This is a genomic window from Thermoanaerobacterium butyriciformans, assembly GCF_017874545.1.
GTDB lineage: Bacteria > Bacillota > Thermoanaerobacteria > Thermoanaerobacterales > Thermoanaerobacteraceae > Thermoanaerobacterium > Thermoanaerobacterium butyriciformans.
Window position 1 is genome coordinate 18,787 of the sequence record NZ_JAGGLT010000001.1, and the last position, 13,200, is coordinate 31,986.

Genomic DNA, 13,200 nt, shown 5'->3' on the forward strand with positions numbered 1-13,200 from the left:
ACAAAAAAATTTTTTCAGGCGATGAATATAATTGAATAAGTTGGTTATAATGGTAAGGGTAGCCGATTGTACTGTGGGGCATTTTGCCCTATTTTTTTACATTTGAAGCAAAAACGGTTGCACAAATATCAGATATAATGTAAAATGTTATTGGAGGCGATGAAATTGAAAAGGAAGTTTATAAAATATTTACCGGTATTATTTTTTGCATCCAGCGTATTAAGTGGATGTGCTAATAATAACATATCAAATATAAAAATTGAGAGATTGAATAATACACAAGCAGTAAATGGCCCGGGAGAGGCCGATACATGGGCAAAAGCTCAGAAACAAGGTGTAGGGACTGCAAACAATTATACTTCGAAAGTTTGGTTTACACTTGCAGATGGCGCCATATCAGAGGTATATTATCCTACTATAGATACTGCTGATGTAAAAGATATTAAATTTTTTGTGACAGATGGGAAATCGTTTGTCTCTGATGAGACAAAAGACACGATGACCAAAGTAGAAAAGTTCACTGAAAAATCGTTGGGTTATAAAATCATTAACACAGATAAAGATGGGAGATATATGATAACTAAAGAAGTATTTACTGATGTAAAGCGAAATTCTCTCATAATTAAGACGAAATTTGAAGCATTAAAAGGCAAAATTGATGATTACAGGCTTTATGTAATATGTGATCCTCATGTAAAAAATCAAGGCAAATACAATGAAGGATATGCAGTTAAGGCAAATGGCAATGTTGCGCTAATTGCTGAAAGAGATGGAATTTACACTGCATTGTCATCTGACATAGGATGGAAAAAATATTCAATAGGGTATTATAAAGTAAATGACATTGAAACTGATCTGTATAAAAACATGCAGATGACTTACAATTACGACAGTGCAAGAGGCAACATAATAGAAGGTGCGGAGATAGACCTTAAGAAAAACAGCCAATTTGAAATCGTATTGTCTTTCGGACAAAGTGAAAATGAAGCGGTAAGGACAAACATGGAAACTTTAAATGATGATTATGGTAGTTTAAAGAAGGCGTATATAGACGAATGGGAGAAGTATTGCGATAGCCTTAATGACTTTGGCGGAAAAGCAAATTCACTGTATTTTAACAGCATGATGATATTAAAGGCTAGCGAAGACAAGACAAACAAAGGTGCTTATATAGCATCGCTATCTATTCCGTGGGGTGATGGTCAAGAAGATGACAATATCGGTGGTTACCATCTCGTATGGTCAAGAGATCTGTACCATGTAGCGAATGCGTTTATTGTTGCTGGCGATACTGATTCAGCAAATAGAGCACTGGATTATTTAGTCAAAGTAGTAAAAGACAATGGAATGATTCCTCAAAATACATGGATAAATGGAAAGCCTTATTGGACAGGCATACAGCTTGATGAGCAGGCAGACCCAATAATATTAAGCTACAGGCTTAAAAGATACGATCTCTATGAAAGCCTTGTTAAGCCTTTGGCGGAGTTCATCGTGAAAATAGGCCCTAAGACGGGACAGGAAAGATGGGAAGAAATAGGAGGATATTCACCAGCGACGCTGGCTTCAGAAGTAGCAGGACTTACATGTGCTGCGTATATAGCTGAAGAAAATAAGGATTTTGAATCTGCTAAAAAGTATCAAGAAAAGGCGGACAACTGGCAAAGGCTTATTGACAGCCTAACTTACACAGAAAAAGGTCCTTTGGGAAATGGTCAATACTATATAAGGATAGCAGGACTTCCAGATCCAAATGCCGATTTCATGATAAGCATAGCGAATGGCGGTGGTGTATACGACCAAAAAGAAATCGTAGATCCAAGTTTTCTTGAACTTGTAAGGCTTGGAGTAAAATCAGCAGATGACCCTAAAATACTAAATACGTTAAGAGTTGTTGATAGCACTATTAAGGTCGATACACCGAAAGGACCGTCGTGGTACAGATATAATCATGATGGATATGGTGAGATGTCTAAGACAGAACTATATCATGGGACAGGGAAGGGAAGATTGTGGCCACTGCTTACAGGTGAGAGAGGCATGTACGAGATTGCTGCAGGAAAAGATGCGACATCTTATGTAAAAGCCATGGAGAACTTTGCAAATGAAAGCGGCATAATATCTGAGCAAGTATGGGAAGATACTGGACTTCCTACAGATTCAGCATCACCGCTTAATTGGGCACATGCCGAATACGTAATATTATTTGCATCGAATATAGAACATAAAGTGCTTGACATGCCAGACATTGTTTATAAAAGGTATGCTTCGAAGTGATACACAGATTTTCCGGATGACTATATCCGGGAAATCTGTTTTTCATTGTTTAAATAGGGTATAATTGTGTATGTGAAAATATTAATTTGGAGTGATAATTGTTGCGAAATTTAAACATTGGCGATATATACGAAGTATTCATTGACAATATGGCGCATGAGGGCCAGGGCGTCGGAAGATTAGATGGAATTGCTGTTTTTGTAAAAGGCGCTTTAAAAGGAGAGAAGGTCTTAGCCAAAATTGATGAAAAACATAAAAATTATTTAAATGCACATGTAGAAGAAATATTAGAGCCATCACAGGAAAGAATTATGCCTAAATGCCAATATGCTGATAAATGTGGAGGTTGTATGCTTCAACATTTAACATACAGCGGACAGTTAGAATTTAAAAAACATATTGTTGAAGAAAGCTTGAAAAGAATTGGGAAAATTGATGCTTCTGTATTTGATACGATAGGCATGTCTGACCCACTGCATTACAGGGATAAAGCGGAATATCCATTGAGCTTTAGAAATGGCATGGTAGAAGGTGGATTTTACGCATCTAAATCAAATGAAGTGATCAGCATAGATTCCTGCATGATTCAAAATAGCGTCAGTGTCGATGTGATGAAAACCGTTGTAGAATGGGCAAACGACTATAAGATTGCAGTTTACGATAAGAAAACTGGGAAAGGGCTTTTAAGGCATGTTATAACAAAGATTGGTTTTGCAACAAAAGAAGTCATGGTTATCATTGTGGCAAATGGCAGAGACATTCCACACAAGAAAGAACTTATAAGTCGGCTTAAAGGAAATATTGACAATGTAAAAAGCATTGTTTTAAATGTAAACAGAAACCGCGGGAAACAAGTTATGGGAAACGAAAATATTGTCATATATGGCGATGGGTATATTACTGATTTTATTGGAGACAAAAAGTTTGAAATATCTCCTTTGTCATTCTTTCAAGTAAATCCTGTTCAGACTAAAGTGTTGTATGAAAAAGCGCTGGAATATGCTGATTTAAAAGGTGATGAAACAGTCTTTGATGTGTACTGTGGTATAGGCACGATATCGATATTTTTTGCAGAACATGCAAGAAAAGTCTATGGGATAGAGGTAATACCAGACGCTGTAGAAGATGCGAAACGAAATGCAGCTATAAACGGAATATATAATGCAGAATTCATCGCTGGAAAGGCAGAAGACGTCATGAAAAAGCTTTTTGACAAAGGACTAAATCCTGACGTCATAGTGTTTGACCCACCAAGAAAAGGCCTGGACAAAGAGGTTGTGAAAACGTCCATAGAGATGAATCCTAAAAAAATAGTTTATGTTTCTTGTAACCCGACTACATTGGCAAGGGATTTAAGGATTTTTGAAGACAATGGATATAAAACAAAAAAAGTACAACCGGTCGACATGTTTCCATACACATATCATGTGGAGTGCGTGACATTGATGTCAAAGGTTGAGAAATAAAAAACTGAAAAGCTTGTAAATAAAGGGTTTCCAGACATTTAGTTTTTCTCGAGGCCGATCTGCTGGATGTGGCAATGTCAGGAAACCCTTATTTTTATTGTTTGCGGGAACATATCAACCGTCCCGAAAATTAATAGTTGAGTTACCAGATTAGATAACCCCCTTTTTTACAGGGGGTTGAGGATACAGGATGGATGTATAATTTAATCTTCTCGCTCAGCATCCGTATCAAAAATTCTATCAAGTTCCTCGTTTGATGTAATGCCACGAACTTTATTTCTAACAGCTACTTTTGCCATATCAAGTCTATAGAAATGTTCACGACCGTCTAATCCTTTCTTTTGCCGGATAAGTTGAATTCTTCCAAATTTATCCCAATGTTTCTCTGCGAATTTTGCTAGGCCAACTGCCTTGGGATAATTGTCCTTACGGCTGGGGTCGTGTGGTTCTAGAATATCAAAAATGTAACCTTGTGCATCAGCTCTCACTACCACTAAATCAGGAAACATAGAAGTGATAACACCGCCGACCTCATATGGGATTTCAAGTGACCACTTTTTACGATCAAGATTACGTAACCAGCAAACGGCACCGTTTTTTAGTTCTTCTTCAATAACTCCCTTTTCCCATGGGTTTAGTGATGCTTGGAATGTCCCATCCTCAGAACAATAGAGGTGTCGATCAATTTTTATACTGTTATCTGAAACTGAAAAATCGATTGAATCTGGCAATACCCAAGGAATAGCTATTGGTTGAACGGAAGCATTTATTAATCTTTCATAGATGTTTTTTCGAGCCTCATTTAATCTTGCAATAGAGCGTTTATTATTCTCATATAGACTAATAAATTTCTCTTCTGCAAAGGCGTTTATTCGCTCCATAGCAGCAGTATCACTTGTAAGCACAATGACTTCAATCTTTACTTCGATATGGTCTCGGGTACTGTGGCGAATCCAATACTCCTTATGTAAGCCTTCTCCCAATATCCTTCCAGCTTGTTCAAAATGTCGAGAAATGTCAAATTCGGTAACAGTCATGGTTTGTGTAGCTTCATCAAATGAATAAGCATTTTCTCCATAGTCAAATGTTAGCGTATTAAGAGCAAATCCAGTGATTGAAGCAACTCGACCATCAAAGTCACCACTTTCTTTTATGCGAGCAATTTCTTCGTCCATTTTTGATAAAACTGCATTTTTAACGGCTTTTTGTGCTTCCAAATCAATACCATCCATTGTTAATGCTCTAGAAAGCTGTATTAATAACTTAAGCGGTGCTTGCTTGCGGGATGAATCCAGGCGGTATGTAATGAGCTTATCCATTGAATCAAACACATCAGAATAAGCGAGGTTGCGCCCGAGTGTTATAAGCTCTTTATTTGTACCAGTTTCAGTGGGCATAACCGATTCACTATCATGTAGAGCATTAACAACATTTTTTACTGTATCTTTATCAAAGTATGGAAGAAACAGACTTACATTATTAAGTTCAGCATCGGAGGCAATTCTTCTTGCCAAAGGAGTGCGAATCATACGCCCCAAAAGCTGTGCTATGTAGGTATAGTCCTGCGCGCTACGAAATGACATCATTGTTTCAGCACGAGGACAGTCCCAACCTGTGGAAAGGTTCATTTTGAAGAACACAACCTTCACATTTTCTTCGTCTTCGATTCTAGAAGCTTCAATTTGATGAATTTCAACGTCACGCACTTTGATCGTACCATAATCATTAAAGGTATGTACCACTTCACCGGGCAATAACTTGCGTACCATTGCCTCTTCCAGCAAATCGATACAAATCCCTAAATCGGTACGGGTTATTTCTCGTTCATTACCATCTTCGACTTGGACGACAAGGATAGGGTTTACCATTTTCTCATTTTCACGTTCACAGTAAGCTTTCCAGTGAGCACATTTATTAAGCCAATTTTCGACTGCACCTTTGAACATTGTCATATCGGCACCAAGTTGGATATCTGGGTAATGAATAATGATTCTGTCCTTTAAAAGCCCCGATTCACGTACTTGTTCAGGTGGAACAATAACTTTTTGTACTGTCGAAGTAGTCCCAGCAATTAAGTTATCAAATCTCTGGGGTGTTGCGGTCACGCCGATAACTAAAGGCATAATACAAAGTCCGTCTTCTTCGCTACCTTTGATGAATTTTTGCATGATGGATTGTGCTTTATTTTCTGCTTGAGCAGATGTATAAGTCCCTCTATGTGCTTCATCAATGACCACATAGAACTGTTTGGGAATGCGTTTAGCTGTATTTGTGAGTGTTTCCCAAATTGTATATTGCCTTGTATCGGACTTAGTTGTTAATAACTTGTCAGAACCGAGTTTTTGTGTGTTAATAAAATAAATACGTCCACCCTCCAAATACTCGGCATCAAAGTTTGAATCTACAGTTACTAAGTCCCGTACACGAATTTTGTCTGATTTGCTTTCAATTTTTAATCGCGTTTGCTCGTTAAGTTCCGGCGAATCGGAAAGCCAAACAAATACTGAATTCGGATCGCCGATATTATCTGAACCTCCATATAGGATTTCTTCAAAAAGTGCAGTCATAATTATAGTTTTTCCAGAACCCGTAGGTGCGGAAAACGATATTACCTGAGGGTCTTTTTCGCTCCACATTAAATGAGCTTTATTAATTTTCTCATGCAATTCTGCAAGAGCCGTTTCCTGAAATGGAAATAAAGTAACTCTCATTTATGAATCCCTCCTACTTCCCAACACAAAGTTATCAATGTAATCGCGGTATAGTTGGTATGTATTTTTTATTTTTATGCCATCAGTCATTTCGCGGAAAGCTTCCTCCGAGTTTGTTACAAAATATACCACTTTAATATTATTTACTTCTGAAATCTTTTTTGCAAACTCGGCATATTTTGTTTCATCAACCAGAACTGCAAAGCCGTTTTGAGGAAGAATTAACATATCTGGTTCTTCATCGCTGTTTATTTCTGGCCTCCGGCCGATAGCACCGGATTTTAGCCAAAGCAATGGTAATATTTCGCGGAATTGTTGACCTAGTGATACGCTGTTTTTATCTAAAAAACCTAGTTTAAAATACTCAACATTTGCAGGAAAACCATCGCTCATGGGACGTTTAACTTGCAATGTTACATTCATTGGACCGAGCAAGTTTGATACCTGTGCTTTAATTTCCTTGAAAGTGGCAGCAGATTTTACCACTATATAAAAGTCTGTGATGTGGTCTTGATCTTCTAAAGCTTCCAGCCATTCATTAACAGCATTTACATCAAACAAGATCGTCGCCGAATGTTTATCCGAAACAATGAATTTACTATCTGCTTTGACTAATGATTGTGGTAATTGCGACTTTCCATCCTTACCGCGTAGCAAAGAAACAAGCTGCTTTTTTGCATTAGTTGTTAGTTCCGTAGGATTATCAATAAAGCCAAGCTGATAGAATGAACGCTCTACCTCTTTTGATACTGTTTGGTTTGTGTAATACTCTCCTGATAGGATAGTGCCATCATCACGTTTTCCAAGGATACTATATTTTATCCTAGGCCAAGTAACCGAGCGACATATACCATGTTTTTCCCATTCTGGGTCGCCAGGTTGATATCCTTGTTCGCGTAAAGCTTTTGATTCTGCGTCTGATACTTCGTTATTTGTTACTAAAATACAACGACGGTTACCATTATCCTCTACGTTTAGTAAATTTACCGCATGGAGCGTTGTTCCACTACCAGCAAAAAAGTCGACAATTAAAGCATTTTTCTTTCCTGATACAGCGAATAACAATGCATCATGGACAGCATAGAGTGATTTTGGGTAAGAAAAACCGCCACCAATTATGGTTTTAAGCATATCTGTACCATGGGCTTCTGCATTATATAAAGGATCAGTCCAAACCGTTTTTGGAGGTTCGCTTTCTCTACGTAAAATAATTTCTATTCGATTTCCTCTTTTTTCAATAAACATTCTATCTTTTACTGATTCTACGGTATCACGTCCATATCGCCATTTCTTTTCAATGCCATTCTTATCAATTGGCCAAACATAAATTGTACCATCTGCATTATATTCTACTTGAGCTGTAGGGTGTAACTCTTCATCGAGTAAATCACCAAAACCGATGATGTTATAGTTAGAGTCTAGAATTACTGGATAAAAACATGTTGCACCTTCGTAGCGACCTGAAGTGCTTCCCCAACGTCTTAAATTTATACATCTCCACCAGTATGTTGCTTGCGAAAAATAGTACTTTCTGATGAATATGAAAATATTGCATATTCATGAGTCACAGAAAATTTTTTGCCCTGAGTTCCGCCGGGATTATGCTGAATGGTTATGCAGGTATGAGTTAGGTTTGGAAAAATTTCGTGAAGGAGAATCCATAGATGAGCATATTCATTGTCATCTATTGTAGTAATCAAAACACCATCATCAGCAAGTATTCTTTTTGCTATCTTTAAACGTTTCTGCATCATGGATAGCCATTTACTATGACGCCAATTATCAGTGGAATCAACATAATCATTATTATATTTCCAATCCCGAGCACCGGTATTGTATGGTGGATCTATATAAATGCAGTCTACTTTCTTTGGATATAAATATTCTAATAACTGGAGAGCGTGGTAATTATCTGCTTCAATAATAGTGTGCCATAAATTACTGTCACGTGCATTCTCTACAGCAGCAATTGGCTGAAGCATGGGGAAAATAGGTTCTCCAAATTGAGCAACTGAAACCAACTCCGAAACTGGGATATTTCTAGTATCACCTGTTGTTTTGTTGCGGCAAAGGGCAATATCCTCTTCTATTTTTAACACCGTATACAAATCGTTAATATGACCTGTTTTGAGTGCAACCGTCGAGCCACGTTTTACAGGAACATCATAAAGAGGAGTACATTCAGGAATGTGCTCTTCAAATACAAGACCAAATTTTTTATTTTTTGATAAGCGGGCAAATTCCTGTTCTAATCGATCACGCAAAGAAGTGTCAGGAATTTGACGCAGTAAATCATTGATTGCAGCCATATTTTTCATCCTCCTAATATTTAATCATTCGATTCGTATTTACTCCACGAACGACCAAATAGTTCATTACCATCTGATAATCGCAAGATTGCTGTTTCTTCTAAAATCTTGTGCGCTTTCTCAGTTGTAGAATCAGCTTTATCAAACGCAATGAAAACCTGGCGATTACTGGATTGATAACGTTCCAATATATGTTCTAAGTGTATATCCTCAATACGTTTAAGGATATTGGAGTCGTGGATAAGTGCAGGGATTGGACGTAGTTCAAGTATAGTTAAATCGTATATAACTAGGCTCTTGAAAGCGGTTCCCTCACTTGTGTTTCCGGGTGTTTCAAATATAATTTCCTTTTGAGGAGTTATCTGCAAAAGTGGGGCGATTTCCTGCTGTTCAGTTACTACGTCGTTAATCATTTTCATTCGTAGGTTAATGTTATCTTGTATTTCATGTATTATTTCGGTTTGTTGCAGCAGCAAATCTTTTAATTTCCTCTCCGCTTCAATGCGAGCTTCTTGAAGCTCTTTCTGACGAATTAAATCCGCCGTTTCTTCTTCAAGTCTATCAATTGTTTTAGACACATTAACACACTGTGATAGTATTCTCTCTGACATTTCCTTAGCTAAGCCAGTTTCTTTAATTTTTCTATTAAGGCGATTTATTTCTTTATCATATTGATCAATTATTTGCTGCAAACGCTCAATTTCCTGATTCATCTCTTCGCCTAAAATTTCTCTAATTTTCTCATGAAAATATTCAATCTTTTCAAATGCTGCTATATTAGCATTTGGGAAAAAGTGTAACAATGAATCAAATTCACTTGCGATTTCGGCCTTACTATCAGCTATATTGCTCGTAATAGCATTAAGCTGCGATTGCAAGCGATTACGTTTGCGAATAAAACTATTCAATTCTTTTTGAATTGCAGTTATTTGTTCGAATGTATGTGTATCAAACCCAAAAACTGCTAATTGCGCTTCTTCGTTGTTTTTCATTAATTTTTGAAGCCTTTTCTTTAAAGACTCGATCATTTTTTGATTGGTTTCGATTTTTTCTATATCCACTCTCTGATGTTGGCGGTATTTGAGCTGCGAAAATTTAATCCCAAGTTCTTCTTCCATGCTCTTAATCGCAGATAGAATTTCATAATGCCCAAAAAGTTTTAATAAAAAATCGACTGCCTTTTCATCTTGTTCACGAGGTTTTACAAGTAATGGATACTTTTCAAGCGTATTTTCGCGCCCATAAATGCGGAAAAAACGCTCAGTTATATCTGAAAATGTAAGAGAGGGGATACCAACTTTATATTCTTGAAATAGAAAGCTACGAAATTCATCAAGTGTCAATTTTGTAATAAAATGTCCGTCCTTATCACTTCGATATACATTTTTAGTATCTTCAGTACTTCTATAAAAATAGTACGGTTGTCCTTCAAACTCGTAAGTGAAATGGATGGTATGTGGGCCTATTTCCTTTTTTATATCATCCGACATGGAGTAGTATCTGTCACCGCCGAATGCATAATCTATAACCCACAGAAATGTTGATTTTCCTATTGCATTAGTACCGCTGGAACTGCCCAAAACCGTGTTTAATCCTTCATTAAGTTTTATCACTTGATGATTTGGAGCAAATTTATCGCATCGTATCTCTTTTAACATAGCGCAGTACCCTCTTTTCCTCAATTAGTTTAATTCTGCCTAATGCAAACAAGCAGTCTAAAGCACTTAGAAAATCAGCCATGTTTTTTTGGCGTGGCATGGTTCGTTCAAATAATTCTTTTGGGGACATATCTTGCTGTGACAATGCTTCTAAAATACCTGGAAAAAGCGCAATAATACTGTTTGAATATGATGTTACTTTATTTGGTAATCTCATCGAACACCTCACACCTTTGCACGAAGTAGGAGATTATTATCTCACAAGCCTCTCTGTATTTACGACCGGTCTTTTCAAATAATGTCTCAACAAGGAGGTTGTAAATAGCACTTTGTGAAATCTGTGATTCACTAGCATCTTCATACATCCGTTTAATACTTTTAGCAAATCTATCCACATTTAATTTATTTTCTCCGGCTAACCGATCTAATGTATCATTTACTCCTTCATAAAACTGTCTAACATCAAAAAGCACTCTTTCTTTCAGGCGTTTTTCAGTAATTTTATTTTCAACCTTAATAGGTTCCATTTTGAGTTGTGTATCGGCTGTAACATCCATTAGATCAACTTCTCGAAGTACTTGTTCAATTTGCTTTTCTATTTCATGTCTTGATGTAGCATCTCTTGCCTTAACAAGTATTTCTAAGTCATGCTTGTCGGATAATAAAGCCAATTTATCTTCTTCAGATAAATTTCGAATTTCGCGTTCACAGTCAACACATAGAATAATATCGTCAGTTTCTGAAAGGCGAACGATCTTAGCGTAGTTAATATCGTTGCCTTCTTTTTTTATACCAAGAATTCTACCGCACTTTTGGCATCTGCCGCCTGTTTCAGCTAGTAGCACCAAAGCTCGAGCATCGATCGCAACTTCATTAGCGGCTTCCATAGAAAAATTATTGTAAGTTGTAATAAATTTAATGCTTTTCTTTTGAGTTTCAAAGGATTGTATGTACTCATCGGTTATCTCTCTTACACTATTTTCACAATTCCTGTTTTCGACATTAAGTACTGTATAAAGAAATATTCCGGCAAGAAAGTCTTCCAGAACAAATGAATTACAGCTAACAATATCCTTCTTTGTCATGTTATTTACTTTCTCAACAATTGTTTCAGGTTCGATTGTGTCATCAGAAGCAATGATGTCCTTCAATGCAAGAACTATTAGGCTATTTTTATTACTATCCAACATGGGGAGGACTTTCTCCTTAAAGAAAACCGAAATATCACGAGCATCTACATCCGGAGCAGCATCGGTTACAACAGGTGAAAGATTTTTTTTACCTAATATCAAATCTGAAACGGTGCCATCATCGCTGCGAATATCATAAGTAGGCGCAATAGAAAGCAGCATGGTACCGCACAATTGCTTTTGTGTTACTCTTTTTGCCATGCAAATCTTTAAAATTGTTGCAAAAGTGCCAAAACATAGCTTCTTCATGTATTGCGCCCTCCTGTTATTTTGTTTTATTGGTTGGAATATCGTCGTCAACATAGTCGACAATATCGCCTATGTTGACATCAAGAGCTTTACAGATTCTTCCTAACACATCCATGCTTACCGGCAAATCTTTACTCAACTTCGCTATTGTTGTCGATGTTAAATTCGTCATCGCCATCAGATCTTTTTTCATCATCTTTTTATCAATTAATAGTTTCCAAAGTTTATTATAACTAAATGCCATTTTAATCGCCTCCAAGCACTATTGGATGGTATTCCCAACAGGTTATTTATTATTATAGCAATTAACTATACAAATTACAATTAGTTATTTATATATACAAACTTCGGCTTTACAAACGCTTATGTTAGTTTTGTTCCAAAAATAAATGGAGATTTGCGGAGTTTCAGCGGAGTAACAGCGGAGTCATAGCCGAGGACTTCAGGTGCTCGAATTAATAAAATTTAGATAGACGGCGGAACAAAGCTGTAATTTAAGAAAAAGGAGGGTAACTCATGAAAGATATTCGCGATTTCAATGGTCGCTTAGTCTGTAAAGCTGACGCAGCCACAGGTCTTGTAGAAGTTGCATATAAACGATGTAAAACCAGCACACAGATACCTATCGGAGGAACATTGAAGATTGAACGTGATGGGGTTGTCACAATAATCAAACGAATAAATGATGCTGCTTTTCATGTAGAAAGCTATGTCTGCGCAGCATAAGACGTTAATCAACTAAATAGAAAATCCGCGGAGCTGCATGACGGCCAGGATTAATTCTCATACCAGAGAATTATCCCGGCCGTCATTTTTTGTTCTACGGATTTTCGGCTCCTGCGGATTTCAAAAATCTGAAATTCAAGGAGCTGAGAAAAATGAAAATCAAATATCACTTCAACACTGAAACCATTGAAATTGAAGTATCTGAAGAGTGGGGAGAAATTCTGGTCGAACTTGACCGTCAGGAATACAACATTAACCATAAAGAGACTCGCCGACATACATCACTTGATGCAATGAAATATGAGGGAGAGATTTTCGCAAGCAATACCGACATTGCCGCAGAGTACATAAGAACTCAAGAAAATGAGACATTGCTAAAAGCCATCGATAGTCTTCTCCCACAGCAAAAAGAACTGGTACGAAGGGTGTACTTCAATAATGAATCCCTTGCTTCAATAGCACGAGAAGAAGGGGTCAGTAAGATGGCTATTACAAACCGCATGAAAAAGATCCATGAAAAACTAAAAAAAATTTTGAGTTAGGGGGTTTACTTTTACTGTTTTCGTGGCCTAACAGTGAGGGCCAAAACATCAGTCCTAAGAAAGATGAGGTGA

The 13,200-nt window shown here is 37.1% G+C and carries 11 protein-coding genes; 4 read left to right on the forward strand and 7 right to left on the reverse strand.

Annotated features, from left to right (window positions below):
* Positions 1 to 165 precede the first annotated feature (165 nt).
* Positions 166 to 2,277 carry a glucan 1,4-alpha-glucosidase gene (locus J2Z80_RS00090; RefSeq protein ID WP_209452562.1) on the forward strand — a complete coding sequence of 704 codons (2,112 nt, stop codon included), beginning with the start codon at positions 166 to 168 and terminating at the stop codon, positions 2,275 to 2,277.
* Positions 2,278 to 2,378: 101 nt separating this feature from the next.
* On the forward strand, positions 2,379 to 3,743 hold the full coding sequence (gene rlmD, locus J2Z80_RS00095) for a 23S rRNA (uracil(1939)-C(5))-methyltransferase RlmD (RefSeq protein ID WP_209452697.1): 1,365 nt from the start codon (positions 2,379 to 2,381) through the stop codon (positions 3,741 to 3,743).
* A gap of 203 nt (positions 3,744 to 3,946) precedes the next feature.
* Here rlmD and J2Z80_RS00100 read toward each other — a convergent pair whose 3' ends face one another.
* The 7 genes from J2Z80_RS00100 to J2Z80_RS00130 all read right to left on the reverse strand — a co-directional run bounded on the left by J2Z80_RS00100 (position 3,947) and on the right by J2Z80_RS00130 (position 12,104).
* Positions 3,947 to 6,454: a DEAD/DEAH box helicase gene (locus J2Z80_RS00100; protein ID WP_209452563.1), complete on the reverse strand. Its 2,508-nt coding sequence runs from the start codon at positions 6,452 to 6,454 to the stop codon at positions 3,947 to 3,949.
* Complete coding sequence (locus J2Z80_RS15330; RefSeq protein ID WP_209452564.1) at positions 6,455 to 7,699, reverse strand: DNA methyltransferase; 1,245 nt, start codon at positions 7,697 to 7,699, stop codon at positions 6,455 to 6,457.
* Positions 7,700 to 7,941: 242 nt separating this feature from the next.
* Positions 7,942 to 8,763 (reverse strand): DNA methyltransferase, encoded by an 822-nt coding sequence (locus J2Z80_RS15335; RefSeq protein ID WP_209452565.1) that lies wholly within the window; start codon positions 8,761 to 8,763, stop codon positions 7,942 to 7,944.
* Between the two features lie 20 nt (positions 8,764 to 8,783).
* Positions 8,784 to 10,421 carry a DUF2326 domain-containing protein gene (locus J2Z80_RS00115; protein ID WP_028306830.1) on the reverse strand — a complete coding sequence of 546 codons (1,638 nt, stop codon included), beginning with the start codon at positions 10,419 to 10,421 and terminating at the stop codon, positions 8,784 to 8,786.
* Positions 10,396 to 10,638: an ABC-three component system middle component 7 gene (locus J2Z80_RS00120; protein ID WP_014451309.1), complete on the reverse strand. Its 243-nt coding sequence runs from the start codon at positions 10,636 to 10,638 to the stop codon at positions 10,396 to 10,398. Before J2Z80_RS00120 ends, J2Z80_RS00115 begins: the two co-directional genes overlap by 26 nt.
* Positions 10,622 to 11,860 (reverse strand): ABC-three component system protein, encoded by a 1,239-nt coding sequence (locus tag J2Z80_RS00125; RefSeq protein WP_209452566.1) that lies wholly within the window; start codon positions 11,858 to 11,860, stop codon positions 10,622 to 10,624. Before J2Z80_RS00125 ends, J2Z80_RS00120 begins: the two co-directional genes overlap by 17 nt.
* A 16-nt stretch (positions 11,861 to 11,876) precedes the next feature.
* Positions 11,877 to 12,104 carry a helix-turn-helix domain-containing protein gene (locus tag J2Z80_RS00130; protein ID WP_028306832.1) on the reverse strand — a complete coding sequence of 76 codons (228 nt, stop codon included), beginning with the start codon at positions 12,102 to 12,104 and terminating at the stop codon, positions 11,877 to 11,879.
* Positions 12,105 to 12,376: 272 nt separating this feature from the next.
* On the opposite strand from J2Z80_RS00130, the gene J2Z80_RS00135 reads away from it, so the two are divergent.
* Both J2Z80_RS00135 and J2Z80_RS00140 read left to right on the forward strand, forming a co-directional pair.
* Entirely contained in the window at positions 12,377 to 12,586 is a 210-nt protein-coding gene (locus J2Z80_RS00135; RefSeq protein ID WP_038002252.1) for a hypothetical protein, read from the forward strand.
* 152 nt (positions 12,587 to 12,738) lie between these two features.
* Positions 12,739 to 13,128, forward strand: a complete 390-nt coding sequence (locus tag J2Z80_RS00140; RefSeq protein ID WP_028306834.1) for an RNA polymerase sigma factor — start codon at positions 12,739 to 12,741, stop codon at positions 13,126 to 13,128.
* The last annotated feature ends 72 nt before the right edge of the window (positions 13,129 to 13,200 follow it).